Annotated in this window: 22 protein-coding genes, 1 tRNA gene and 1 pseudogene; 8 read left to right on the forward strand and 16 right to left on the reverse strand. The window is 64.7% G+C overall.

Annotated elements, in window-relative coordinates; translation table 11 throughout:
- Positions 1-58 precede the first annotated feature (58 nt).
- Positions 59-1075, forward strand: a complete 1017-nt coding sequence (locus ACFXI3_RS11085) for a CapA family protein (protein WP_378399410.1) — start codon at positions 59-61, stop codon at positions 1073-1075.
- A 378-nt stretch (positions 1076-1453) separates the two neighbouring features.
- Here the strand turns inward: ACFXI3_RS11085 and ACFXI3_RS11090 are convergent, their stop codons facing one another.
- The gene (locus ACFXI3_RS11090; protein ID WP_378399411.1) at positions 1454-2161 is read right to left on the reverse strand and encodes an alpha/beta fold hydrolase; all 708 of its coding nucleotides are present in this window, start codon (positions 2159-2161) and stop codon (positions 1454-1456) included.
- Between the two features lie 98 nt (positions 2162-2259).
- On the opposite strand from ACFXI3_RS11090, the gene ACFXI3_RS11095 reads away from it, so the two are divergent.
- The gene (locus ACFXI3_RS11095) at positions 2260-2826 is read left to right on the forward strand and encodes a TetR/AcrR family transcriptional regulator (protein ID WP_378399412.1); all 567 of its coding nucleotides are present in this window, start codon (positions 2260-2262) and stop codon (positions 2824-2826) included.
- Here the strand turns inward: ACFXI3_RS11095 and ACFXI3_RS11100 are convergent, their stop codons facing one another.
- The gene (locus ACFXI3_RS11100) at positions 2827-3747 is read right to left on the reverse strand and encodes a TauD/TfdA dioxygenase family protein (protein ID WP_378399413.1); all 921 of its coding nucleotides are present in this window, start codon (positions 3745-3747) and stop codon (positions 2827-2829) included. It abuts the gene before it with no gap.
- Positions 3748-4072: 325 nt separating this feature from the next.
- Here ACFXI3_RS11100 and ACFXI3_RS11105 point away from each other — a divergent pair, with 325 nt between their 5' ends.
- Positions 4073-4366, forward strand: a complete 294-nt coding sequence (locus ACFXI3_RS11105; RefSeq protein WP_208720114.1) for a hypothetical protein — start codon at positions 4073-4075, stop codon at positions 4364-4366.
- Positions 4366-4935, forward strand: coding sequence for a hypothetical protein (locus tag ACFXI3_RS11110; protein WP_378399414.1), 570 nt, complete (start codon positions 4366-4368; stop codon positions 4933-4935). The genes ACFXI3_RS11105 and ACFXI3_RS11110 overlap by 1 nt, the downstream gene beginning before the upstream one ends.
- Here ACFXI3_RS11110 and ACFXI3_RS11115 read toward each other — a convergent pair.
- The 11 genes and pseudogenes from ACFXI3_RS11115 to ACFXI3_RS11165 form a co-directional block, all read right to left on the reverse strand.
- Entirely contained in the window at positions 4932-5726 is a 795-nt protein-coding gene (locus ACFXI3_RS11115; protein WP_378399415.1) for an SAM-dependent methyltransferase, read from the reverse strand. The genes ACFXI3_RS11110 and ACFXI3_RS11115 overlap by 4 nt on opposite strands.
- Before the next feature lie 21 nt (positions 5727-5747).
- Complete coding sequence (locus tag ACFXI3_RS11120; protein WP_378399416.1) at positions 5748-6113, reverse strand: hypothetical protein; 366 nt, start codon at positions 6111-6113, stop codon at positions 5748-5750.
- A gap of 969 nt (positions 6114-7082) precedes the next feature.
- Positions 7083-7355, reverse strand: a pseudogene (locus ACFXI3_RS11125) (AAA family ATPase); the annotation flags it as partial.
- Positions 7356-8290: 935 nt separating this feature from the next.
- Entirely contained in the window at positions 8291-10051 is a 1761-nt protein-coding gene (locus ACFXI3_RS11130) for a hypothetical protein (RefSeq protein ID WP_378399417.1), read from the reverse strand.
- 401 nt (positions 10052-10452) lie between these two features.
- On the reverse strand, positions 10453-11397 hold the full coding sequence (locus tag ACFXI3_RS11135; RefSeq protein WP_378399418.1) for a protein NO VEIN domain-containing protein: 945 nt from the start codon (positions 11395-11397) through the stop codon (positions 10453-10455).
- A complete protein-coding gene (locus ACFXI3_RS11140; RefSeq protein ID WP_378399419.1) occupies positions 11397-13289 on the reverse strand; it encodes an SNF2-related protein in 1893 nt (630 codons plus the stop codon). The genes ACFXI3_RS11135 and ACFXI3_RS11140 overlap by 1 nt, the downstream gene beginning before the upstream one ends.
- The gene (locus tag ACFXI3_RS11145) at positions 13286-14710 is read right to left on the reverse strand and encodes a hypothetical protein (RefSeq protein ID WP_378399420.1); all 1425 of its coding nucleotides are present in this window, start codon (positions 14708-14710) and stop codon (positions 13286-13288) included. The genes ACFXI3_RS11140 and ACFXI3_RS11145 overlap by 4 nt, the downstream gene beginning before the upstream one ends.
- A gap of 75 nt (positions 14711-14785) precedes the next feature.
- Complete coding sequence (locus tag ACFXI3_RS11150) at positions 14786-15949, reverse strand: hypothetical protein (RefSeq protein WP_378399421.1); 1164 nt, start codon at positions 15947-15949, stop codon at positions 14786-14788.
- A gap of 619 nt (positions 15950-16568) precedes the next feature.
- A tRNA-Ser gene (locus ACFXI3_RS11155) sits at positions 16569-16658 on the reverse strand.
- 43 nt (positions 16659-16701) lie between these two features.
- On the reverse strand, positions 16702-17142 hold the full coding sequence (locus ACFXI3_RS11160) for a nucleoside deaminase (protein ID WP_378399422.1): 441 nt from the start codon (positions 17140-17142) through the stop codon (positions 16702-16704).
- 23 nt (positions 17143-17165) lie between these two features.
- The gene (locus ACFXI3_RS11165; RefSeq protein WP_344266077.1) at positions 17166-17648 is read right to left on the reverse strand and encodes a tRNA adenosine deaminase-associated protein; all 483 of its coding nucleotides are present in this window, start codon (positions 17646-17648) and stop codon (positions 17166-17168) included.
- Between the two features lie 76 nt (positions 17649-17724).
- Between ACFXI3_RS11165 and ACFXI3_RS11170 the strand changes: the two genes are divergently transcribed.
- The gene (locus ACFXI3_RS11170) at positions 17725-18954 is read left to right on the forward strand and encodes a M20 family metallopeptidase (protein WP_378399423.1); all 1230 of its coding nucleotides are present in this window, start codon (positions 17725-17727) and stop codon (positions 18952-18954) included.
- A gap of 34 nt (positions 18955-18988) precedes the next feature.
- On the opposite strand, the gene ACFXI3_RS11175 is transcribed toward ACFXI3_RS11170, so the two are convergent.
- The gene (locus ACFXI3_RS11175; RefSeq protein WP_378399424.1) at positions 18989-19702 is read right to left on the reverse strand and encodes a class I SAM-dependent methyltransferase; all 714 of its coding nucleotides are present in this window, start codon (positions 19700-19702) and stop codon (positions 18989-18991) included.
- Between the two features lie 169 nt (positions 19703-19871).
- On the opposite strand from ACFXI3_RS11175, the gene ACFXI3_RS11180 reads away from it, so the two are divergent.
- Positions 19872-20774 (forward strand): dihydrodipicolinate synthase family protein, encoded by a 903-nt coding sequence (locus ACFXI3_RS11180; RefSeq protein WP_378399425.1) that lies wholly within the window; start codon positions 19872-19874, stop codon positions 20772-20774.
- Positions 20775-20778: 4 nt separating this feature from the next.
- Here the strand turns inward: ACFXI3_RS11180 and ACFXI3_RS11185 are convergent, their stop codons facing one another.
- Positions 20779-21744: an RNA polymerase subunit sigma-70 gene (locus ACFXI3_RS11185; RefSeq protein WP_378399426.1), complete on the reverse strand. Its 966-nt coding sequence runs from the start codon at positions 21742-21744 to the stop codon at positions 20779-20781.
- 210 nt (positions 21745-21954) lie between these two features.
- On the opposite strand from ACFXI3_RS11185, the gene lysA reads away from it, so the two are divergent.
- A complete protein-coding gene (gene lysA, locus ACFXI3_RS11190; RefSeq protein ID WP_378399427.1) occupies positions 21955-23289 on the forward strand; it encodes a diaminopimelate decarboxylase in 1335 nt (444 codons plus the stop codon).
- On the opposite strand, the gene ACFXI3_RS11195 is transcribed toward lysA, so the two are convergent.
- The gene (locus ACFXI3_RS11195; RefSeq protein ID WP_378399428.1) at positions 23286-24812 is read right to left on the reverse strand and encodes an APC family permease; all 1527 of its coding nucleotides are present in this window, start codon (positions 24810-24812) and stop codon (positions 23286-23288) included. The genes lysA and ACFXI3_RS11195 overlap by 4 nt on opposite strands.
- 180 nt (positions 24813-24992) lie before the next feature.
- Between ACFXI3_RS11195 and ACFXI3_RS11200 the strand changes: the two genes are divergently transcribed.
- Positions 24993-25490, forward strand: a complete 498-nt coding sequence (locus ACFXI3_RS11200; RefSeq protein ID WP_116202834.1) for an Lrp/AsnC family transcriptional regulator — start codon at positions 24993-24995, stop codon at positions 25488-25490.
- Positions 25491-26483: the final 993 nt, after the last annotated feature.

Genomic DNA, 26483 nt, shown 5'->3' on the forward strand with positions numbered 1-26483 from the left:
AAAGGGCAACGATTCGTAACGAGCTGGAGGGATTTCCTCCTTTGGACGGGTTGACGCAATGATCACGCTCGTACTCGGCGGAGACGTCAACCTGCAGGGCCGCGCGAACCCGGAAACGGCGTTCCACCCGTTGACCTCACTGCTCACCGGTGCCGATGTGCGGTTCGTGAATCTCGAAGGACCGCTGTCCGGCTCAACCGGCATGGACATCCCGCACAAGCCGAACTGGCGGCACTCGCCGCCGGAGATGGTCGCCGCGCTGACCGGCGCCGAGATCGACGTGGTGTCGGTGGCCAACAACGTCACTTACCCGCCAGCCGCGGCGATGGCGAGCCTCGCCGTGCTGGACCGCGCCGGAATCGCGCATTGCGGCGCGGGAGCGAACCTGGCCGAAGCGCACGCGCCGGCGATCCTCGAACGCCCAGGCGGCCGGATCGCGTTCCTCGCCTACACCTCGCTGTGCTGGCCGGTCGGACAAGAAGCGACGGAGGATTCCGCTGGCGTCGCCGTGGCGAGCGCTTACACGTCGTACCAACCGGATCCGCGCGTCCTGGACGTCCCCGGCCGCCCGCCGATCGTGCACACCACGCCGGTCCGCCGCGACCTGGAGCTGCTGCTCGCCGACATCCGCCGGGCCCGCGCCGAGGCCGACCACGTCGTGGTGTCGATGCATTGGGGCATCCCCGGCGAAGAACTGACCGAGTACCAGGTGACCTACGCGCACGCGATCATCGACGCCGGCGCCGACCTGGTCGTCGGACACGGTCCGCACACCGTGCAACCGGTCGAGGTCTACCGCGGCTGCCCGATCCTCTACAGCCTCGGCAACCTCGTCTTCGACTGGCCCGCCATGCGCGACCGGCACCGCGACGGACTGCTCGCCGGCTGCGTCGTCGGCGAGCAGATGCGAGTCGAATTAGTGCCGATCCGCCGCGACGAAGACAACGAATGCGTACCGTTGACGGGAGCGGACGCAGACGACGCGCTGCGGCGGTTTGTGGAGCTGTCCGCGCGGCGCGGGACGAACGTGACGGTCAGTGACGGCTTCGCGACCGTCGAAGGACTTCGCGGCTAGACCGCCTGTCCCGCCGTCACCCGGACGGCGCATCTGCCTTAAATGCAGCTCAAGCCCGGGGTCTACCGGTACCGGGCGGGAGTACCTTACCGATGAGCGCGGAAACTGTGGCCCAGACCACTTTCGGGCCGCATCCCGGGCTCACGGGTAGCACCTCGCGGGGGAGGCGACACGGTCACGTGGGGGTTGACCGTCGTCGAGTGCGCGGGTGCCACCACCCGGGAAAACAGCCGCGGGCGCGGGACTTTCCGCTTCGCCCGCGACCGCGGCTCCACGGATTTGCCCCGGGGAAGCCTCGCGAGTGGCGAGGCGCCGCCTTAACCGCGCGGGGGAGCGCGGGAGGGGGAGGAAGGCGGCCCGCCTCGCCACTCGTGAGCACTATCCGCTGACGAGAGCCGACGCGACGCCGTCCACCGCGCGCGCGCACGTTTCTCCGTGAGTGAGCGGCAGGTAATGACCGGCCCCCGGCACGATCTGCAGCGCCCCGTCCCGGCAGGCAGCCAAAAACCGGCGTTCGCCGAGTCGGAAGTGGTCGTGGCGGCCGTTGAGCAGAAGTACCCGCCCCGGGTACCGCGCCAGGTCGGCTAGCGGGTCCATCCCGGCAGCTGCTTCCATCACGTCGGGAATGACCTCGGACGCGACTCCCGCAGCAATGACCGGCTCGGCGACTTCGGCCGGAAGAACCCGGCGGAGCAGCCACGCACTGAAGGACGCACCGTCGTCAGCAGTCGTCGCCAAGCCGCGCCGGGCGAACCGGAAACCGCCGCGCAGCACCGAACTCGGCGCGAGCGAACATCCGGCTCCCACCAGGGAAGCGACCCGATCCGGATGGCGGGCCGCGGTCGCGATCGAGACGTAGCCGCCGAGCGAATGCCCGACCAGAACTGCCCGGCCACCGACCTCGTCGATAGCCTCGGCGACCGCGTCCACCGCGCCTTCGAGAGTGAACCGCTCCCCGCGTCGCGTCCCGTGTCCAGGCAGGTCCGGCGCGGCGATTCGGCCGCGTGCCAGGCGTTTCTGCTGCTCCCAACATGCTCCGGACAGCCGGATGCCGTGTACGAAAACCATCGGCAGAACGTCGCTCATGCCCCCACCTCCGAATGCAACGGATCGTTGCATTCGGGTCTACCACGGTGCCAGGGCCAAATGCAACGCACCGTTGCAAAACTGGCTAGGATCGGGCCATGGACCGGACTGCCTCCCGCCCGCGCAAGGCGGACGCCATCTTCTCCGCGACCCTCGCGCTGCTGGCCGAACGCGGTTACGACGCACTGACGATCGAGGCTGTAGCGGCGCAGGCGGGAGTGCACAAAACGACGATCTACCGCACGTGGGCGACCAAGGACGAGGTCCTCGCCGATGCCCTGGTCCAGGCTCCGGAGCTGACCTTCGCCATCCCCGACACCGGCTCCCTGCGCGGCGATCTCCTCGCACTGGCGAAGCAAATCCACCGACTGCTGTCCGATCCCGCGAACCGGCGCGTCATCACGGCCGTCGTCTCCGCGCTGCCCGACCGTCCCGCCACCGCCGAGGCAGCCGGACGCTTCTTCGCCGACCGCCTCGGCCGCGAGCAGGCCGTCTTCGACCGCGCCCGCGACCGAGGCGAACTAGCCGACGCCGCGGATGCAGAGATGATCATGGATCTCCTGGGCGGAAACCTGTGGTTCCACACTCTGATCCGTGCGAAATCCGCCGACGACGCCTACCTCGAACGACTTGTCGACACCGTCCTCACCGGAGTCACCCGCTGATCAATACGGCCGATCCCCGACGATCGCGACGCGCTCCGCGATCCGGACGTGCGGGTGGTAGTCGTTGACCGCGTAGTGCTGCGTCGCGCGGTTGTCCCAGAACGCCACCGAATCCGGCTCCCAGCGGAACCGCACCTGGAACTCCGGCGTGTGCGCCTGCAGGAACAAATACCGCAGCAGCCGGTCGCTTTCGGCGCGGTCGAGGCCGACGATGTGCGTGGTGAACGCCTGGTTCACGAACAACGTCCGCCGTCCGGTCTCCGGATGGGTGCGCACCACCGGGTGCTCGACCGGCGGGTACGCGTCCTGCCACTGGGCCAGCAGATCCGGGTCGGTGAACCGGTCGAAACCGGGGATGAAGTCGTGCACCGCGGTCAGGCCGTCGATCCGCTCGCGGACGTCGGCGGGCAGGTTGTCGTAGGCGGCGGCCATGTCGGCCCACATCGTGTCGCCGCCGATCGGCGGGACCTCGACCAGTCGCAGCACCGAGCCGAGCGCCGGATTCGGCCGCCAGGTGACGTCGGTGTGCCAGATGTTCTCGTAGCCGGGCATCCCGGCGGTGCGGGTGAACCGCACGACCTGGTCGGAATCTCCCCGCGGAATGAACGGGTTGGTTTCCAGCTCACCCCAGTTCGCGGCGAACGCGCGCTGCTGCTGCGACGTGATGTGCTGGTCGCGGAAGAACAGCACCTTCCACTCCAGCAGCGCGCGGTTCAGCTCCGCACGCAGCGGCGGCGGCACCGGCGCGCCGAGGTCCACTCCGGATATTTCAGCGCCGATCACTCGTCCGAGCGGGCGCAGAGTGAAAAGTTCGTACGGAGCTTCGGCACCGGAAAGGCGGCGCAGCACGCGCGGGCCTTCGAGGATTCCGTCGTCCGGCGTGGCGGACGAGCGCAGGCGGGCAGGCAGGTCTACAGACATGGCGGTACTCCCGGAAGAATAGGTGAATTCGGCTGCAGCAGCGGAAAATCGCCTACGCGGGAGGAGAGCCGAGACGACCGCGACGCCTCAGGAGGGCGGCGACGCCCTCTCCGTCCGACCGCGCCGGGGCACGGCCGGCTAGCGGCACTTCCCGGTTCTCTGGCATGACTCCAATTCTGGCGGTGCGGGGAACGCCCGGTCAAGGATCCCCACGATGTGGAATCGTCGCACGCCCGGCCGAGTGACCCGGGCCGCCTCGATGGGGTTAGATCTCTCCAGAGGGTGGCGGACCGCGGTTCGCGCTCTCCCGGAAGCGGAGGTCCCGATGGCAGGTTCGACGAGCGAGCGGCTCAACGCCGCCGCGGACGCGCTCGATCGAGCGGCTGCCGACGCGGACCGGGCGGCGGGCCGGTTCTCCGAAGCCCGCCTCGAATCGACACCGTGGGGGATTTCCGCGCCCGCACGGGAAATCGCCGCCCGGTGGGAGGCCGCGCTCGCCGCGCGGGACGTCGACGCGCGCATCCTCGGCGACGCGACGTCCGACCTCGCCGGCCAGCTGCGGATGGCCGCCCGCGGCCACCACCACCGCCCGACGATCGCGACGGCGCTGCTGAGTTGATGCCGTTCCTCCACCCGGCGCTGGACAACGCGGCCGCCGGGCTTGCTTCATTGGGCGCCGCGGCCGCCGTGATCGGCGCACCGGACCCGATCGCCGCGCTCAGGCAGATCGACTGTTCCCCGCAGACGATCCGCGAATCGGCGCGCACGCTGTCCGGCGGCCGCGACGTTTTGGTCATGGCCCGTCTGGAGTTCGAACGCGGGGCGCACAGCGCGGAACGCAAATGGGGCGGTGAACCGGCCGCGCAATTCCGGGGCAGCGCCGACGAACTGGACGCGCATTACCGGCAAGCCGCCGAAGCCGCCGCCCGCACCGCGTCGGTCGGCTTGGATCTGGCGGATCTCCTTGACCGGCTGGCAGATCAGACCGCGGCGCGGGTCATGCTGATCGCGGAAGGCGTTTCCCCGGCGGCCGTCGCGCTGCTGGCCGGAGACCGATCCGCGGAACCGGCGGTCCGAGAGGCGTGCGGGACTATCGCCGAAGCGGTCGCTCGCGGCGTCGCGACCATAGGAGAGGCAACGACTTTCCTCGACGCCTTCGGAACACCGGTGCTGCAGGAAGAAAACTAGCGGGTCGCGGTCACGAATCCGCCGCGCGTGATGTCCAACGGCTCGCGTCCGTACTGGACAGCAAGTTCCGCGACAGTAACGGTTTCCGGCCGCCAGCCATGCTCGGCGAGCCACTTCGGAGCGTCGCCGGCAAGCCCGCCGAGCCAGAGCGACGTGACCTCGCCGCCGACGTTGCGAGCCTGATCCAGCAGCCCATCCCGCTCACCGTCCGGCCGGTGCTCGAAGGAAATCCGGCTGCCTGGCGCGGACAACTCGGTGACGGTCGTGAGCAGCCGCTCCGCCTCGTCCCGGCTGAGGTAGATGAGCAACCCCTCGGCGAGCCAAACCGTCGGCTGACCGGGGTCGAATCCCGCGTTTTCCAAGGCAGCGGCCCAGTTGTCCCGCAGATCCACCGGGACGGCCGTTCGCTCGCACCTTGGCCGCGCGCCTTGTTCAGCCAGCACAGCTTCCTTGAACGCGAGCACGTCCGGCAGGTCGACCTCGAACACCCGCGCGCCGTCCGGCCAGTCGAGCCGGAACGCACGAGCGTCGAGACCGGCCGCGAGCAGCACCGTCTGCGTCCCGCCGGAAACGAAGTCGTCGAAGAACCGGGTGCGGATCGCGACCTGCTGCGCGAACACCATCCCGAGCCGGGAATCCCGCTCCTTGCCTTCGAAGATCGCGCGCCCGGCATGGAAGAACGCGCCCGCGTACGGATCCTCGAACAACCGGTCCGGCCGCCCGCTCTCCAACGCCCGAAGCCCAGCCACCCCAACCGCGGTCTTGCCGACCGGCGGAAGCTCTTCGCTCATGAGCCCAGCGTACGGACGAAGCTACTTCGGCATCAGGGCTTTGATCTCCTCGACCAGCCGGCGCACCTTCTTCCTGTCGGACGAACTGTAGTAAAAGGTGCACAGATCGGCCTTGTCGCCGCCGGAGGCCGGGTTCTCGATCACCGCCGTCGACGCCCCGGTCACCTTGAACTTGAGACACCCCGGGCTGAACGCGCGGGGTTCGGTGTTGCTGACCCCGCTGATCCTGCTGACCCTGAAACTGTGCGTCTTGTTCGCGCCGAACAGGCCGTCTTTGATCGCGGCCCTGATCGTCACCTGCTTGCCGCTGAATGTGAGCGAACGACGCCGGGCATAGATGTACAACGCGCCACCTCCGGTACGGGGATCAGCTACCCGGAAGGTCAAACGAACGAACCCCGGCCGGAGTGCCCTGCATGGCGAGGTGACCCACCCCCGGGGTATCCGGGGGCGAGGCTCCTCCGGACGAGGCCTGCTTCCCCAAGAACAATGGCGAGCGGACCCGTGGATGCCTTCCACACGCGCGGGCGAAAGTTCAACGCGTACCAAGAAACTACCTACCGAAACTGTTCACCCGCAGCGTGGATCCCAAAGCCTCTCGATCACCCGCTGTGGATCCTTCCACTTCATCGCCAGCCGGTCGTGATCCAACCCGTGCTCCGCGACAACATCTCGCAGCTGCTCCAGCTCGAGAGCAGCCAAGCTGGCGCGGAGCCCCGATTCGCCCTTCTCGGGCGAATGAGGCAAATAGGTCAATCACTCCAGGAGCTCGCCGGTTGCGCAAGCGGGAGGCACTTCGCTCTCCGCCGGGTCCACCAACCTCGGCGGATGACACTTCAAGCGCCTTCGATAGAGCGCGACTAAACCTCTGAGTTCTCCCGGCCTCGGCCGCCACCACTCGAATCAACCTGGCGAGCCGCCCTGCGAGCGCCGGATCTGTTTCAGCGAGCCTTAAGAGAGCTTCAGTGGCCCCTCGGACTTCCAGGGGAAGCTGGCTCGAAGCCGACGATACCGAAGCAGCCCGATCCCCACGACCATCAGATCCCTGACCCATCAGGCACTCTCCTCAACCAGCATTATGAACTCCTTCGTCAGCGCGTTGAAGACATCGAACTGCCCTTGATACCCATACTTTTACCGAAGAGTACCCCGCTCAGCGAACTCGGCAGATGCGGCAATATTATCCGCCTCAGGGATAAACTACTTCATTACCACAGGCAGGGTCGGATTTCCCTCAAGACGACTGACCGTGTTATTGTGAACCTTCGACACTGCCCGAAAATTAGTGATCACGATTCCGATCTCGGAAATCTCTTCACTGATAGACTCAGCAAACTCGCCAACACGCTTCTGAAGCTACGGAATGCCATAGGTCGAAAGCACGTCCGGCATGGTCGGAATAATGCAACCGTCCGAGATTCTTAGATCGTTAAGAGTCACTATACCCAGATTTGACAGACAGTCCACCAACACGTAGTCATAGTCATAGTCATAGTTATAGTCATCAATAATCGGTTTTATTGCTTTACGAATAAGATCAGTCGGGTTATTCGCAAAGAATTTTCCGGACGACATTGCCCCAAGGTGATCTTGCACGTCAATCAGATCCAACGACGAAGGCAACAGGTCAACTCGACTGACTTCTCACACCGAGGATACCCTGCGCTGGAGCGTCTTCCCGAGGTCGAACTTTGGCGGCTCACCTTCCGGCCTCAGGGGCATCCCGAAATAGAGTCGCAAGAGTATGACCGTCCTGGTTTAGCTTCAACCAAGCCTCCTCCCCGACGAGCACGGTCGTCAGGTTGGTTTGTGGATCAAGATCCACGCAGAGGACGCGTTCCCGTATTCACCGGACAGGATTTCCGCCAGTGCGACAGTGGTCGTTGCCTTGCCGACCCCACCCTTGAGATTGATGGTCGCGACTACATTTGCCATATGAGTCACCCGCCTCTTCAAGTACCGCCTAATTTGATCAACCCGGAAGACGTGCCTGGACTTGAGGTCCGCGATAGGAGCAGGGAAACGCTGATCTCGGTTACGCCAGTTCGAGACAACGGCCCGACTCATCCCGGCCATCTCCGCTACCTCGACAAGCCCGACAAGCTCGTCGCCATCCCTGGATACCCCAGCCATCACCGCTTCTCCTGCAAGCACCTTTGGCTCCGTGGTTCAGTCACTTTGGATGCTGTTCACGCCGAGGTCAAGCCGTGGCCCTGACTCTCCAAATTGCCAACGGTAGCAACCAACCCAAGCCCCTAGACATCAAGCCGACAAGGTCCGGTGCAGCCAACGCAACATCTGCACGCGCCAACGAGCTAGGCAGCTTGGCGCGTCCGGCCGGCGCTCTCGGTTCATTCGGCCGCGGTAGATCAGCGAGCTGTCGTTGTCGCAGGCGCACGCGATGCGCTGACGGCACCAGTTCATCACGCGTGCCCTGACCCCACCCACCGAAGCACAAACCGATCCTAGCGGGTGGCGCTGTGCAACTAGATGCAGTCAGAGTTTCATTCAGTAGTGCTCCGAATACCAGCCGTAAGTCTTCCAGGCTCGGCAACATCGGCAGCTCATTCAACTGCACCAGCAAACTTTAGGAACATGGATCCGCGCAATGCATCCCGCATTTTCTCTTTCCAGTTGCCGTTCAGTGAACCGACTCTCATGAAATAGTCGACAACTATCTGCAAGAATTCAACCTCGTCGAGGTTGCCATCATTACCTCGAAGTGGAGGTAAATGGTTTTCGACGTGACGATTCCGGTCGATGGGAACAAGATCCATGATCAGATCTAGCGTACACGCGCGCACACCTCGTTTGGCGTGGTCGGTCTCGTTCTCGCTGTGCACTACTGTGCAGCCGAGAGCCTGAAGCCCAGCGCGCTGAAGGGCAGCAAAGAGCGCAGTCCATGCCCTCGGACTACGATTCGCGTAGCTGAAGATTAGATGACCATCTGAACGAAGCGTCCGGACGGTCTCATCGAAAATTCGAACCAAAAGGTCTTCATACGCGCCGTCGTCCACAAGCTGACCAGTAGCAGCGTTCACAACCGCTTCGCCAATCAGCTGCCCTCCGGCCAACTTTCCCCATGCCCTGAGTGGCATCGACAGTTCAGAGTATTGAACATCATCGTGATATGGCGGATCTGTCAACACAAGATCAACACAGTCGTCGCGCAAAAGAATCCGCTCAGAGGAGCCCTCAACAACGCGGACGTCAGCATCTAACTCAAGCCTTTTCAGACGCTTGCTGCTCGCTATCGGCCCGTCAATCGCGAGCTCGCGACCAGTCTTTCCGTGCAACCAAGACGCGGCCTTGCTGAGCAGCGCCAGCCGGCGCGTCACCGTTCCTCGGCCGCTAGATGGCGCGCCCCATACATTCGGTTCAACGGAAAATGTAGTCAAGTTGAACCGATGTCCTGCCATGGACTCATAGCTTTTGAGGTAGTACCTATCCCAACGAGACAAGTGACCAGCCATCTCAGCCGTACCTATGATCGCCATCATAATAGCTCTATTAACAGCCGGGTCCGGCGAGCACCGCTGGGCATTATCTAGCAATCTTTCCATGATGGCACGCTGGCGACTTGGGTATAATTGGTCCCATGTCACGAACCCATGCCTGAGGAGAACTCTTGTCTCTTGCCCATCCGGGATTTCGCCGAGAGTGCGACTTGGTTGCCATATGCTTGAATCCGCCCCGGACTTCTCCGCCTCAGTCGGAATAGCCAGCTCTCGAAAACGGTGTCGGCTACGTTCGACGAGAACTACCTCCCACTCCCAGGTCGGAGCCCTTTGCACTAAGCGGTCCACATTGCCGCACGCCCAGCACTTGATCTTGCGTCCAGCCGTATAGGCTTTTGCCGTGTCGAAGCGGTCCCCGCAGTGCGGGCACTTCTGCAATTCGCGTGATGAGTCGCCGCGGAACAGGTGGCCTCGCGGGCACGCGAGGTAAGCTTCTGGTTGATCCCTCTCTCGCCGGACCAGAAGCGAAACAAGCGCATGTGGAAACATTCGGCCACGTTCACCGCAGTTGCAGCACCGCGATGCTGCAACCCGGAATGTGTGCGAGATCTGACCAGGCTCCCCATCCGACAACGTTGTACCGTAGGCAGCCTGGATGAAGGTATCGGACCACTTCTCTAGCGTCGCTTTGGCTTCCTGAAGCGCGTCCAGTGCCGGCAAGCCCAGCATCGCGGACAGTCCGTCGGCTGCCCACGGATTCAAGTCCTGAGCGTAGACCTGATGACCTCGAACCACGGCAGCCAGAGGGATGACCCCGCCTCCAGCGAACATGTCAGCAATCAACAGACGACGGTCAGGCGAATCCATGCTGACGGCATCGATGATAGCTCCGTTGACGGCTGCGGTCCTGCGTGCCCACCATCTATACGTACTGATCGGCGGAAGATGGACTTCGCGATTCCTGCTCTCCACGCGTGCCGCCGAGCTGATCTCCTCAGGGTTCAGGTGCCGCAAAGGGCTGCGGAGCGGTTCGGACAACCTCCACGCAAGGTCAGACGCCCCACCATCATTGGTCGCGCCTTGACTTGTCGTGACTGTCACCGTCATACCTCAATCATGCCCTGTGCCGCGTCGTCCACCGGTGACGACACGGCGTGTTGATCAACCCACCCGATCGTGTTCGGGGCCGCGGATCGACTGACTATCGCCTGCATACCGTCTTGCAACCCTACACGAGACACTCCTTCAATCAATAGAAAATGCGACAATCATCTATCGAACGGAAGCCCGCCGAAGAGAGACTTCTCCGGAACCGATATTCGCGCCGACTGCCATTTTCCCTTGCGATTCGGACACGGCGGAGCATCCGCAGGAAGAGAGGGTGCAATCTCGCCGTACGGCAACCAGCCAGCGACGTGCATTGACATATTGTCCGGCGACGAGATGATATCCTGCCGAACTACGACAAGAGCCCACATCGGGTCAGATTGCCCTTTTTCTGCTTCGCCGCGACTGATGTAGAAATCGACGCTGTCGCCAAGTGATCGAGTAGCTTTTACTTCAAGGCGATGGAGTCGGCCCATACAATCAGGACTTGACACGTCGTAGCCCAGAGTGTCATCCCGCAAACTAACCCGAACAACACGAACAGCCAAGTCCTCGCGGCCGCGATCAGCGAGATATTTACGACAGTCTGAAACGACAACCTCCTCCCCTTCTGCGCCAATCGCACTCAGGAGCTCGATATCAACTTTCTGTGCAACTGACAGCACAAACGCATCGCGTTGTGCTTGCTCGATAAAAGCCGACTGCAGAAGCCTCGTTGCATCGTTCGGCACTCGTTCCCAAAAGACCTGATCCTCGCCAGCGAGGCTCGGCAGCCACAGGTCTTTGCGCTTGACAAGTACGTGTTCAACGAGTAGCTCTGTAAAGGGATCGATTGGCATGCCCTGCCACTCGACTAACAACTCACCGGGAAAGAGCAACGTCCCTCGCTGCTCTATCAGCTCGTAGCTGAGCAAGAGCTGCTGACCGGCGAGCAAGGACCGTTGGTCATACAAACCGCCTGTTGGCAAAGTATTGTAGCTTGTGTTCAGCGCCTCCTGGGTACTTCCAGTGACGTCGAGAGCCTTAGCCGCCCAAAAGGCGGCGTTGCACTGGAAAACCGTCGGTAGCGAAGCCTGTCCGTAGGTCGGATTCTCGCGCTGAGACATCAAGCCTCCCCGCGCAGGTGCGCGAGCACAGCCGTAACGTCTCCAACTTCGTCGAGGACCGCGCCGTACTCATCCTCGTCCTCGCCAGGGAGCGCCATGGTCACGAGGTCCGGATCATCGAGCATGTCACTCAAGGCACGGGCTTTGATAACGATCCGCTCGTCGACGACCTCGTCGATAGTGCTCGCCGTCACCAAGAACGTCAGCCTTGTTTCGACGTCATCGGGGAGTCCCAGGCGGTGGATCCTGTCGATGCTCTGCAAGTATTGGCCTGCGTTGAACGTCCGGTCGAGGTAGATCGCGTCGTGACAGTCCAGGTGCAGGCTGACCCCCTCGCTCATTGCTGCTGGGTTGGCCAGCAGGACCATGCACCCGGGGTCTTCGCGGAAGCGCTTCAGCTCTCCTTCACGTGTACGTTCGACGAGCGGGCGATTGAGCTCGGACGGGACTCCCCCGTAGATGAGGGCTGGCTTGTACGGCTCGAGCATCCTCTCCAACGTGCGGAGGTTGCGGACGAAGTTAGACCACACGAGCGTCTTCCTCGGTGGGTCTGCCTCCGCGTTTTCTCGAATCATCCGCATCGCTTCGACGATCTTCGGCGGTGTCTCGTACTGGTTGTAGCGCTGAATGAGGTCCCACAGCCGGCTTCCAGGCTGGACCGGCAATGGTGGGTGGCGAAAGACCGGCGGATCATCGTCGCTGGAGCCTGCCGCAAGGAGGTGCGGGTTACTGGCTGCCTCAAGGAGGTACATCGTGACGGTGCCCATGCGACCGAGCTCCGCGCGATCACTCATCGTCATGTTGAACATTCCCGCGTAGCGGTCGCGCAGCGCCAAATAGATATCTCGGTGGAGTCCCTTGAGGGCCACATGACGAAGCCGCATGACAGGCTGTGTCAGCCCCAGCTCCTGCTTCCTTGTTCGCACGAACAGCGGCTTGATTGCGTCGCCAACTCGATGCATCGCGTCGTCTGGCGGCCTGCTGCGGAGCGCATCTGCTGGCAACAAGCGCCTGGCCTGATCGGGCCAGAGGAAATCGAGAAGTGCCACGAAATCCGAGGGTGCTTGAGGAGCCGGCGTGCCTGTCAGAATATCCCGCCGCGTTGCCGAAAATGCGATGTCTAGGCAGGCGCTACCGTGGGTTCCGCTTCGCCCGGCCTTCATCCGATGAGCTTCGTCAAGCAGCACCAACGTCGGCTCTCGACTCACCCATTTTGCGATGTCATTATATCTACTCGCCAATCGATGATAGTTGACAACCAGAATTTCGACATTATTAAGATAGTCACCGGAATAGACGCCGACAGCTGGCACATCATCTAACGTAAAGCACTCGTCGGCTTCTTTCTGCCATGAGTCGAAGGCAGATATCGGCGCGACGACGAGCATCTGGGACACACGTTCAGCTACCCGCTCAGCTTCGTATGTGGCGTATGCAACTGTCGTCTTGCCAGCCCCCGGAACCGAGAAGTTTGCACCATTGGGTAACGCAAGCAGCCGCCCAAGGTCCCGCAATTGGAATTGCTTGAGCGACCGTCGAAAGCGCGAGCCGGCAAGACGCGCTTCAACCTCGTCAACAGCTAATCCTGCGACGCTGTTGACAGCCTTGTCCAACTGTTGGCGCTCCTCGGTCGCCTGCCGAACGAGCGCGACGACCCGTGGATCCCAATCGATCCCAACCCCGTAGCGCTGACATGCCGACTTCAACCACGTCAGGTTAGTCCGGAATCGGGAAAGCGGCACACGGACACGCTTTGCTGGATCGCCGTCGTATCCCCAGATCTCACGCAACTGCGCCCAAAAGTTATCAGGCACAAAGTTGTCGCGTTCGGCGACAACTATCGGCGGGTTCTGGACCCCCAACACCAGGCGCAGCTGCGGTGCAATAGTCACGGTCTATCCGCCCGAGGATCAATTGCGCCAATACGCTCAAGCGTGATCACGAGCTCGTCGTGCGAGCGCAAGTAGCCTTCATATGCTCGACGCAGCTTGCGCACGTCAAGTCGACGCGCATCTGAAATCTCTTTGATCGCGCCGATGACACGGTCGCATTCTCTAGCCGCGTTGTCGAGGTGCCTCATCGGCGACGACAAAAGGTTTTGCCCGCGACTATCACGATCTTTGATGTCGGCCGCTGTCTGGAATGCCCGATTGATCGATGCCGCGAACGACCTCTTCGGGACACGCAGCTCTTCGTCTTCAATTCCCCCCTTGAGGACAACATCGTCATCATCAGCCGTCGCCGTCAACGCATTGATAATGGGATCCAGCGAGATTTCTGACGCAGCTGTCGAAGATCCTGCGTCGATATCATCGAGCACATCCAGGCCAGATAAGCCATCGACAGCCGAAGAATCTTGCGTCCGGCTGGTCAATATCGCGACATGTCCCGCGAAGATCTCCTCTTCATCGAGCGCCGGCAACAGATAGTCCGTTAGGTACGTATCGTCAATCTGGCGGATCCGTCGATAGTCGAGGCCAGCCAACATACCTGCGATCTTAGCCTCGCGCTCCCGCATTGCGAGCGACTCGTCTTTTTCCTTCTGCCCCTGATACGCCGCGTCGATCTCGCTGAGCGCCTGTTGTTTGTCGTCGAAGAATTCGTAGGTTAGATTCCCCGAAGATCGTTCGATAATTTCTCCGATGATATTAAGAATCCGATCATCGGCTTCAACTTTCTGTCGGGCCTGTTTACGATGAGTTTCCCGTGAATCATCGAGCGAACGATCCATGGCGAGGCCGATGCTTTCAGGGGACCAGCTGGCATCGACAAGGTCGCGGACAAAGAGCAGCTGTGCCGTGAATGAGTAGTCCTGTTTTACATCACGGCGCATCTGGAAAATCAGCTCAAGTTCAGTTAGTTCGGCCGGGCTAGCGTCTGCTGGCATAACCTGAACCTTGATATTCCTGAACTTGAGCTCGCGCAGCGCCACCAGCCGAGTGTTGGCGTTGACCAACACGCCCTCACAGGTCATCATTCCCGGCTCAGCCTGGCCATCGCGCGCCAGCTCAGCCTTGATCCGGGCGTAGCCAGGCGTGTTCCGGATGATCTCCGCGATGATCTCTTGCGCTTCTTCGCTGAAGGGATCGTCGCTCAGCACCTGACGCCGTGAAGCAACCGATTGGACCTGCGGCTTGATGCGGTGGCTGTGCGGATTCAGCAGGGCATGATCGACAGGAATCTGCACTTCAGGCCATGAAACATCCAAACCACGCCACTTCAGGGACCGACGGTCGCTCGTTTGGTTCGTCTCAGCCGCGGCCAGGCGAGTAGCGATCAGATCGCGGCGGGCTTGCCTGGTTATGGGCGTCATCGGAAGCCTCTCTTGCTGTGCAGTGCGACGGGCGATCGTCATTATGGACGCCGCCACCGACAAGACCGAGCTACCCTACGACTGGCCTGGGGAAACGAGTTCCCGGGCGAGGGCTTCGAGGGTCAAGTCCGTGTAGACGCGACCACCGAACGCCTCCACGACGTCGATCGACTCCGTTCGGTCCGCCCAACCTGAGCCAGCCAGGACCGCTACCGCCGGCACGATGAGACTCCGTGGCAGCTTTGCCAGGCTCGCACCGCTCTTGTTGGCGGTCCCAGGGTCGTTCGCCACCGACACTGCGATGGCGAACTTGGTCTCACCCGCTGTCGCGACCAGCTTCACCTTCCCGAGAGCGTCACTAACCGCCGAGCTGCTGTCGCCCTTAGCCGCACCCTGCTTCACAAGGTCCTGAAGGGGCTTCCTCAGCTTCGCCGTCCTACCCACTTCGACGTAGCCAATCTGATGCGTGTCGAGAACGTTCCGAAGTTGCGAGAATACTGGTTCCTGCATCTTCGAGGACGTTCGGTTCTTGTGAGCTCCCCAGGCTGTGCCGACGACCCGCTGAGCTAGCAGGTTTTCGTAACTAACACCGGTATCGAACATTACGTGTACCTGTGCCCAGCCTGCGGCCACATTGCCTGCACCGATCAATAGTTCAACTGGGCGCATTGCCGTCATGCGCGGAAAATCCATCTCGATACGACCCTGAACAATTGCATCGATAACCTGGAACGCTTCGGTAATCTGATGACTATTCCACCGTCCATCCGGCGCGCTCGGCAATTTAACAGAGGGTGTCCGCCTCTTCAATTCTTTGAAGGTGATTCCCGCCACGGCGCAGAGGGTGTCGATAACAGTAGGACTTTCGCGCAAGGCAGCCTGAACCGCAGCTGTCGAGATATCGACTAAAGTTAGACTCTTTGTATACTGCGTGATTAGCGCCAGGTCATCGCGGTAGCGCTGCGGTCGAACTACTGTGTCGACGTCGATCAGGCCGGCCGCGATGCCCGTTCCAGAGTTCAACTGACGGCGGCAGAAGACGCGAAAGGCCTCCTCGCCGAGCCGCTTTGTGTCCGCATCTGGATGCTCCTGTTTAACGGCCGATAGCGCCGAGAAGAGCCGGCGACTGTTCGGTGACTGCCTCAGTGTGCGATCTCCCCTTAGCCACTCCAAGGCGTCGCGAAGTGTCTTACGCCCCGTAGCCGCGATCAGGTACTGCCGAGCATCCTCGATGTCCATCTCAAGTCCCTCCGCTACCTTCCCCGGCACGTTACGTCCGTACGCACCGGAGCCCCTTCGCGCAGATCGTGATCTCCGAGTGTAGGTGGGCGACTGACGTCGCTCTCAAGCGCCTGCTCCCACGCCAAGCGCTACCACCGACCCGGCGCGGGCCGCACATCCCTACCCTGTCTGCGCCTCAGCCTAGAGACGCAGCGAGAAAGCGGGCTAGCGGAACGTCATACCGGGTGCCGGTCGGAGTGCCCAGAAAGCGAGCTGAGCCGAGAGTGATCAGCTCAACCGTGCCCTCGACTGCACTACGCTCCACACCACGGCGAGCCTGCGCTCCGTCGTCAGCTCAACCAACGTTTCTCCGAGAAGCTGTACGACAGTGAGGAGGGCTCTATCGTGGGAGCGGGGTTCACCGAGCCGTTCGCCAGCTTGCGGGTGCTTGCGCTCGCCGACAGCAGCAGCACGTTCCACGCCAAGTTCCGATGAGGCGGGTAATCACTAGGAAGTATCGAACGACGTCACCGTGTTCTCGTCGGCGGTTGCCTGGGCCGGTCAAACGTCCCGACAGAAAACCAAACCCCCGGCCGAGTGATCTCGACCGGGGGTTTGAACGCCGTCTCTACGGCGGTGGCGGTGGCGGTGGGATTTGAACCCACGGACGGGATTAACCGTCACACGATTTCGAGTCGTGCTCCTTCGGCCGCTCGGACACGCCACCGCCGAGAACAATACCGGACCCCCGACAGCGGGTGCGGCGGGGGTTACTCGGCCCCGGGCCGACGGTCCGCGAAGTACGCCTCGAGCAGGGCGGCGCAGTCGTTTTCGAGCACTCCGCCGAGGACTTCCGGCCGGTGGTTGAGGCGGCGGTCGCGCACGACGTCCCACAGCGACGACACCGCGCCCGTCTTGGGCTCCCAGGCTCCGAACACCAGCCGGGCGACGCGGGCGAGCACGAGTGCGCCGGCGCACATCGTGCAGGGCTCCAGCGTGACCGCGAGCGTGCAGCCTTCGAGCCGCCAGCCGTCGCCGAATTTGCGGGCCGCCGCGCGCAGGGCGAGGACCTCCGCGTGCGCGGTGGGGTCAGCCAGCTCGACGCGCGCGTTGCGGGCGGCGGCCAGCGGACGTCCGTCCGGATCGAAGACGACCGCGCCGATGGGCACGTCGGCACCAGGAGCGCGGGCCGCGTCCAGCGCGGCCCGCACGGCCTCGATGTCGTCCGGCCGTCTCAGAGCTGGTCCAGCAGTTTCGAGAACTCGGCCTCGAACCCGCACCGCTGGGCGATCATCTGGAGCTGCTCGTCGGGGTAGAGGTCGACCTCGCCGACGATCACCTCCAGCTCGCCGCCGGGAAGGCCGAGGTCGGCCAGGATGTCGAGGTCGCCCTCGGGCCACACGGCGTCGTCGTCCTCGTCGGGCGGGTCGACGCGCAGCACGTCGAGGACGTCCGCCGCGATGTCGTAGTCGAGCGCCGCCGCGGCGTCCGACAGCAGCAGCGACGGTCCCCTCGGGCTGGGCCGGACGATCACGAAGAACTCGTCGTCGACGGCCAGCAGGCCGAACGCCGCCCCGGTCGACCGGAGCTTCCCCAGCTCGGTGATCGCCGCGTCCAATTCTGTGAGCGCCGAAGAATCGAGCGCACTGCACCGCCACCGACCGTCTTCACGGACCACAGCTATCGCGAAGCCCGTGACCGGCTCTTGCACCGCCATGCGCACACCGTATTCCGCCTCGCTGACGAACGCACGCACGGTGCGCCCGAAGCGTGCGAGGTGCCACTATCGAGCCATGACCGGACCCACCGACCTCCCCACCCTCCCCGGCAATCGGCACGCCGGGCTGCTCGACGCCGCTCGGCAGCTGCAGGACCGCACTGTCGAGCTCCGCCGCGCCGTGCACCGGCACCCCGAACAGGGCTTGCAGCTGCCGCGCACCCAGGCGGCGATCCGCGCCGCACTGGCCGACCTGCCGATCGAACTCACCGACGGCCGCTCCACGACGTCGCTCACCGGCGTGCTGCGCGGAGCCCGTCCCGGACCGGCCATCCTGCTGCGGGCCGACATGGACGCGTTGCCGCTGACCGAGGACACCGGCCTGGAGTTCTCGTCCGAGATCGACGGTTCGATGCACGCCTGCGGACACGACACGCACGTCGCGATGCTCGCTTCAGCGGCGCGGCTGCTGTCGGAGCGCGTCGACGACCTCGCGGGCTCGGTGGTGTTCATGTTCCAGCCGGGCGAGGAAGGCCTCCACGGCGCGCGGCACATGATCCACGAGGGCGTGCTGGACGCGGCGGGCACGCGCGTCACGCGAGCCTTCGGCCTGCACACGATCGCCAACAGCCCGAGCGGAGTCCTGCAGGTGCGCGGCGGACCGATGATGGCCTCAGCCGACACGTTCAGCGTCGAGGTCACCGGCCGCGGCGGCCACGGTTCGGCTCCGCACGACGCCATCGACCCAGTCCCGGCCGCGGCCGCGATGGTCGGCGCACTGCAGACGATGGTCACCCGTCGCATCAGCGTCTTCGACCCGGCAGTGGTCTCGGTGACCCGCATCGTGGCCGGGACGACGACGAACATCATCCCCGAGACGGCGGTGCTCGAGGGGACCATTCGCACCCTGTCGGAGGCGACGCGGTCCTTCGTCCGCGAGGAACTGCCGAAAGTGTGCGAGGCGGTCGGAGCGGCCCACGGATGCCGCGTGTCGGCCGGAGTGGACCCCGGCTACCCGACGACGGTCAACGACCCGCAGGTGGCGGCTGAGGTGTTGGCGCTGGGCGCCGAGGTGCTGGGCGCGGAGAACGCCGAGGAGCTGACCACCCCGATCATGGGCGCGGAGGACTTCTCGTATGTGCTGCAACGGGTTCCGGGGACGTTCGCGTTCATCGGGGCCCGGGAGCCGGGAGCGGATCCGGCGACCACGGAGGACAACCACTCGAACCGGGTGAGGTTCCACGAACCGGCGATGGCGGCCGGGGTGGCCATGTACACCGCGTTCGCGCTGGACGCTCTGCGCTGAGTTTCCGGCCCGCCCTTGACCGGGGCGGGCCGACTCACTCGGCTTGTGCGAGGAAGACGAACTCGCGGTCCGGCCGGTCGGGTGCCTGCCGGATGTCGGCGACTCGGTAACCCTGCTCTCGCAGGCTTGCCTCCACCTCGTCCTGGCTGCGGAACCGGAGGGTGGAGTCCGAGGTGAGGACGCTGCCGTCGGCCTGGAACGTGTAAGTCATGCGGAACGAGACGAACGGCAGCCGGATTTCGGTGACGTCGACCCGCTGCTCCACCGCGCCGATCCCCGGCACCTCGCGGGTGTGCGGCGGCACGTCCCAGGTTTCCCAGGCGCGGTAGTCCGGCCGGCGGGTCTCGAACACCAGGTGCCCGCCGGGCCTCAAGGCCGTCCGGATCCCGCGGAGGGTCGCGGCCCAGTCGTCGTCGGTCAGGAAGACCTGCGCGACGTTCCCAGTCATCACCGCGAGATCCGCGTCGAGCGCGGGCAGGGTTGTCGCGTCCCCGAGCCGCCAATCGACCCTCGGGTCCTTCGCCCGCGCGATGTCGAGCGACGCCTCGGCCGGATCGACGCCGACGACCGTGCGTCCGGTTCCGGCCAGCAAGACCGCCAGACAGCCCGTCCCGCAGCCGACGTCCAGCACCCGGCGAGCGTTCAACTCGTCGGCGATGCGGACGTACGCGGGCAGGTCGACCCGGTCGCCATCGAAGGTGTCGTAGATCGGCGCGAGGCGGGGATCGGCGAAAATCGCATCAGGCACCGGACCACGGTACTCAGCGACTCTCCTTCGCCCACCCTGTTTTTCTCCAGGTCCAGCCTTCGCTAACGCCGAACTGGGACGCTTATCCCAAAGATCAGGACACTTGTCCCGCAGATCCGCGTGTTACGCTCCGTGCGTCGAGACATCATATATCAGATCGGATCTGCTCGTGGCGTTCGAGAAACAGCGACAGCGGCTCGCCGGCGTGGTGGCGATCCCGGTGACCCCGTTCACCGCGGTCGGAGACGTGGACGCCGAGACGTACGAGCGGCTTGTCGAACGGCTCGTGCTGAACGGCGTCGAGGTCGTCACGCCGAACGGCAACACCGGCGAGTTCTACGCGCTCGACGAGCAAGAAACGCGGCAGTGTCTCGAAGTCACCACGAAGGCCGCGCGCGAGGCGAGCGTCCTCGCTGGGGTCGGCCATGACGTGAGTACAGCCGTGAAGGCCGCGAAGCACGCGCGCGCTTCCGGAGCGGACATGGTGATGATCCATCAGCCCGTGCACCCGTACGTCTCGCGCGCGGGCTGGATCGACTACCACCGCGCTATCGCGAACGAAGTGCCCGAACTCGGGGTTGTCCTGTACGTGCGCAACCCCGCCATCGAGGGTTCAGACCTCGCGCAGCTCGCCGATGTCGCGCCGAACGTGCTCGGCGTGAAGTACGCAGTGCCGGACCCGGTGCGCTTCCGCACTGTCGCGCGCGACGCGGGGTACGAGCGCTTCGTGTGGATCGCGGGCCTCGCCGAGCTGTCCGCCCCTGGGTACTTCGCAGTCGGTGCGACGGGCTTCACCTCCGGCCTGGTGAACGTCGCTCCGCAGATCTCGCTCGACCTGTTCCGCCGCCTGCGCAACCACGATTTCGCCGGGGCGATGGAGATATGGGACCGGATCCGCCCGTTCGAGCAGATGCGCGCCGCCGAGGGCAACGCCAACAACGTCAGCGTGGTCAAGGACGCGCTCTCCCAGCTCGGCCTGTGCCGCCCCGACGTGCGGCCGCCGAGCAGGCTGCTGACGGCCGCCGAACGGGACCAGCTGTTCGAAATCCTGTCCGCGTGGGGGCTTGCGTAACGCGTCAGGAGAGCGCTGGCGGGAGGTCGAAAGCCGGGAAGACTTCCGGACCGAAGGTGGTCACCTCCGCGACGCGGCCGCCGTCCAGACGCAGCGTCACCAGTCCGAAGGCCCGGAACTCTCCGGCTGTGCGCACGTACGTGGCGAGCGCGGGCAGACCGTTCGCGCGCGTCTCGACAACGCGGAACTCGGCAGCGGCCCCGCCATGCAACGCCGGTGCCCAGCCTTCGAGCACAGCAGCCCGTCCCGCGTACCACGTCGGTTCCGCTCCCATATGCCCGCCAGCGCCAGGCGCGTGGCTGCAACGCACGTCTTCGCGCAACAGTTCGGCGAAGGCCGCTTCGTCATGCTCTACGAGCGCCTTCACGTACTTCGCGACGACAGCCCGTTCCTCGTCGCTCGCGGACGCCGACGCCCACTCCGTACGTCGCGTAGGCAAGTGCTCCTTCAGCTCGGCCCGCGCGCGCAACACGTTGCTGTTCACCGACGCAGGCGTCGTGCTGAGCGCTGAAGCCGTTTCGCGCGCAGACCAGCCGAGTACGTCGCGAAGCACCAACGCAGCCCGCTGTCGCGGCGAAAGATGCTGGATGGCTGCGAGGAACGCCAACTCCACCGTCTCGAGCGCGACGACGACAGCGTCCGGCTGAAGCGCGCTGTCGGGCGCGGGCTGCAACCACGGCACCGCGACATCGGGACGCGGCGCGAGGTCGGAGTCGTGCGTGACCGGAAGATCGAGCGTCGGCAGCTCGCGCGGGTGTGCGTCGAGGTGGTCCAGACACGCGTTGGTCGCGATCCGGTACAACCACGCCCGCAGGCTCGCGCGGCCCTCGTACGTCGAACGGCCGCGCCACGCGCGCAGCAGAGTCTCCTGGACCAGGTCTTCCGCCTCGTCGAACGAACCCAGCATCCGGTAGCAGTGCACCCGCAGCTCGTGCCGGTACGGCTCGGTCTCGCTCGCGAAGTCTGTCATCTGTTCAACCATGTCCGATAAGACGGCCGGGCCCCGGAAAACTCAGCAAAGCCCAGCTCAACCGGGGTGTGGCGGAGGTTACTCGCGCGTTAAGAACACGTCAGCACGACCGCCGGGACCGTCAGGGGCCCGTTGCCGGGACGCCCCGGTCCGGGGTCGGCGGCGTGTGCTGGCGATGTTCGCCGCGATCGACATCGACCGGAGGTAACCGTGACGCTCAGCGAGCTGCTCCCGAGTCTTGGCTGCGAGGCCGCCGACCATCTAGAACCGGGACTCTGGCCGCAAGGCACGAAGCTCGGCGAAGGCGGTGAGTTGCTCTTCGCTGGCGCGCCGGTCAGCCACTTGGCCGCGCGCTTCGGTACGCCCGCTTACCTTCTCGACGAGGAACAGGTGCGCAGCACGGCCCGCGCGTATCGCCGTGCGCTGCCGGAGGCTGACGTCGCCTTCGCGAGCAAGGCGCTCTGTACGCGAGCAGTGTTGCGCTGGGTCGCCGAAGAAGGACTGTCACTCGACACGTGCTCCGCCGGCGAGATCGCCGTCGCGCGCGCTGTCGGTTTTCCCGCGGAGCGCATTCTGTTGCACGGCAACGCGAAGACGCCCGAAGACCTGAAAGCCGCGCTGCAGTACGGCGTCGGCCGCATCGTCCTCGACTCTCTCGACGAAATCGAACAACTCGGCACCCTTGCCCATGGCGCACAACGCGTTCTCATCCGCGTCACGCCGGGCGTCAGCGGCGACACGCACGCCGCCATCACGACAGGCACCGAAGGACAGAAGTTCGGCTTCTCGCTGCGCCCCGATGTACGCGACAACGTCGACCGCGCTGTCGCAGCAGTGCTCTCGCAACCGAGCCTCCAATTAACGGGACTGCACTGCCACATCGGCTCGCAAGTGTCCCGTGTGGACCGTTACGAAGAAGCCGCGCGGAAGATGGTCGAAGTCCTCGTCCGCATCCGCGACCACTACGGAATCACCTTGCGCGACTTGGATCTCGGCGGCGGCCACGCAGTGCCGTACGCCGACCGTGAAGCGTCCTTCGACCTCGAGGGGTACGCACGACGCCTCCGCGTCGCACTGGGCTACGAATGCTCGTCACGCGACTTCCCGTTGCCACGACTGACAATCGAGCCCGGCCGAGCGATCGTCGGACCGGCTGGCATCACTGTTTACCGCGTGTGTGCCGTGAAACGCGGCGCGCGCACCTTCGTCGCTGTCGACGGCGGCATGAGCGACAACCCACGCCCCGCGCTGTACGGCGCGCGCTACACCGCGCGTCTCGTCGGCCGTCGCACGAAGGCCGCGCGTACGCCGATGACGGTTGTCGGACGGCACTGCGAGTCCGGCGACGTGCTGGCGGACGTCTGCCTGCCCGACGACATCCACGTCGGCGATCTGCTGGCCGTACCGTGCACCGGCGCCTACCACCACTCGCTGGCGTCGAACTACAACCTCGTCGGCCGCCCACCACTCGTCGGCGTCCGCGACGGACACGCGACGCTCCTCGTACGCCGCGAAACCGAAGAAGACCTGCTTCGCCGCTGCTAGCTCTCGATGGTCTGACCGTCGCGGGCAACGGCGCCGCGCGTCAGACGTCGCCCGGCGAAGAAGTCACGGCAGGCGCGTTGCACGGCAAACATCAACGGGAAGCCAACGAGGATCGCTACGACGCCGATCACCGCGACACCGCCGATGCCGAACACAGTGGTCTCTCCGGCGTCAGGCTTCGCGTACGCGATCGCCGCGAGCACCAGTACCGCCAGGAAGAACACGCCGCCTACGAAGGGCAGTAACCCGCGAAGCAGGAAGTTGCGCACGCTCGACAACAGCGTCCGGCGAAACACCCATACGCAAGCAAGCGCCGTCACCGTGAACTCGATCGCGATCGTGAGCCCGACCGCGTCGACCGAATCCGCGAGTACGTTGCGGCTCCACAACGCCAGCAGCACGTACAAGGCGAGCGACACCAACCCGAACGCCCACGTCGTCACCGACGGCGTCTGGTACTTCGGGTGCACCCGGCCGAACACCTTGGGCAGCGCGCCGTGACTGGCCATCGACAACGTCGTGCGCGCGGCGGGCATGATCGTCGCCTGGCTCGTGGCCGCACCGCTGGTCAGCACGGACACGATCAGCAGCACCCCCATGACCTTGCCGAACCCGGACGTCCCGAACACCGCGCCGCCCAGCCCGGCGAGCACGTCCTCGGCGTTCGCCTCGTTGGCCAGCCCGATCCCGTGCTCGCCGACGCCCGCGAAAGCCAGCGCGGCGACGGTCACCAGCAGGTAGTTGAGCACCAGCAGCACGGTGGAGAGGATCGCCGCCCGGCCCGGCGCGTGCCGCGGATCAGCCGATTCCTCGTTCACCGAAAGCGAACTCTCCCAGCCCCAGTAGATGAAGACCGCGAGCAGCACCGCCGACACCGCCGTCCCGACACTGACCCCGTTCGGCCACAGCCAGTCCCACTGCGGCGTCGTCGCCTGCGGGCCCGCAGTGCCGCTGTAGACGCGCGAAAGCGCTACGGCGGAGAAGATCACCAGGACGGTGAGTTCGATGCCGAGGAGGACCCACTGCGCCCGTGCGGACACCTCGATGCCGCGGTAGCACAGCCAGCACAGCGCGAGCAGCCACGCGCCCCCGATCGCCGTCGTCACCGCGCGGTTGCCGGCCAGGTCGTCTAGACCAAACAGCAGCAGGGTGTACCGGCCGGTCAGCGCCGACTGACTGCTCATCACCAGCAGTTGCTCCACGAGGACGACCCAGCCGGTCATCCAGCCGACGCGACTGCCGAACGCGCGGGTCGCCCAGGTGAAGTTGGTGCCGCAATCGGGTTCGGCCGCGTTGAGTTCCCGGAAGGCAAAAGCGACGAACAGCACCGGGACGAACGACAGCAACACGAACGCGGCGGCCTTGAACCCCGTTCCGGCGAGCACGAGGAACCCGAGCGTCGCCGCGATCGAATAAGCCGGGGCGGTCGACGACATTCCGATCACCGTCGAAGACACCATGCCCAGCGCGTTCGAGCGGAGCCCCTTGGCCGGCACCACCGGCGCGGCGACGGCTTCGGTCATTGGAATATTCCTCCTCAAGATCGGCGGTCCGCGACCGTACCCGGCGTTTGCCCGAGCCAGAACGGCGGCCGCATGTCCGCCATCTGGAGAAGAAAACGGGAAAGGGTCTCCTGCTCTCCGGCTCCTGCCGATACGCTGCGCGTCTGACGAATCACATGCCGAAACACAGGGAGGGACGGCATGGGTGACGAAAACCGTACGAAAATCGAGGAACCGCGTGCTCCGAGAGCGCTAGACGGGACCGACCGGACGCTCATCACGCTGTTACAGGAAGACGGCAGGGCGTCGTTCACCGCACTGGCCAAGGCGGTGGGTCTTTCGGAAGGCGCGGTGCGGCAGCGAGTACAACGGCTGCTGCGAGAGGAAATGGTGCAGATAGTCGCCGTGACCTCGCCGGAACACGTCGACCTGACCCGAAGGGCCATGGTCGGCATCACGGTGGACGGAGACGCCCGCGAAGTGGCCCAGCAACTGGCCAAGGTCGCCGACGTACACCAGGTGGCACTCTGCTCGGGCCGCTTCGACCTGCTGGCGGAACTGCTGTGCCGCGACGACGACCACCTGCTGTCCGTACTCGGCGACGAGGTACGGCCCATCGCGGGAGTCGTCGCGACGGAGCTGTTCGTGTACCTGAAGCTCGCGAAACAGGACTATTCGTGGGGAAGGCTGACCGCCTGATCCGCGGGTTGGGTTCGCGACTGGGTCCATGGCCGGGTTTCCGGCCTGGCTCGTGGTCGGGCTCGTGGCTGGGCTCTTGGTGAGCGCGTGGTCGGGCTCGTGGTCGGGTCCACGATCTGACGTGCTCGGACTGGGTTCTCGGTGGGGTTCCCGGCCTGAGCTGCGCGGCTTGCCAACCGACTGGGTTCTCCACCCGGCGCGGACGGACCGGTTGCTCGGCAGGGTTCTTCAGCTGGGCGGATGCCTGACTGGGTTCCTGAGCCGGACTTGTGGTCTTGGTCCTGGGGTCGGAGCATTCGGTTTGGGCAGCGCTTTCGGCCTCGGTTCTCGGGCTGGAGCGCCCGGCGCGGGCAGGGCTTTCGGTCTTGGTCCTCAGACCGGAGCACGCGGCTTGAGCTGGACTTTCAGTCCTAGCTCTCGGGCTAGAGCGCCCGGCTCGGGTCATCGAACGATGTCCTCGGTCTGGCGCGCTAGGGCTGACACGGCCGGTCCGGATCGGACCGGTACCCCGGCTGCGTCGGCGCGACTCCGCGGACTGGACCGGGCTGGTCCCCAGGCCTGGCTCGGCGTACCCGAACCGGACTGGACCCGGCCTCGGAACTCCGACACGAACACCGGTCCCGGAATCAGCACTGGTCCAGGCGACGAGGTCCCGTTCCGGCAACGGGCTCCAGCCAAACGCCAGTTCCGGCACTGATTCCCGGCCCCACTGCTGGCCCAGCAACGACGCTGGCCAGCACGGGCTCAACCCGGCGACCGTCTCCAGCAACGACGCTGGCGCGGCATCCGACTCCGGCCTGACCACGGGCTCCAGCAACAAGCTGACCTGGCAACGAAGCAGGTTTGACCGCCAGCTCCAGCAACAACGCCGGTCCAGCGACAAACAGGCTAAGCCGCCAGTTCCAGCAACGACGCTGACCCGGCGACAAAGCAAGTCAGCACCAGTCCCGGCAACGACGCCGGTCCCGGCTCGACCACCGGTTCCAGCACCCG

This window comes from Amycolatopsis sp. NPDC059235, from assembly GCF_042754125.1.
In the GTDB taxonomy this organism is placed as follows: Bacteria; Actinomycetota; Actinomycetes; order Mycobacteriales; family Pseudonocardiaceae; genus Amycolatopsis; species Amycolatopsis albidoflava.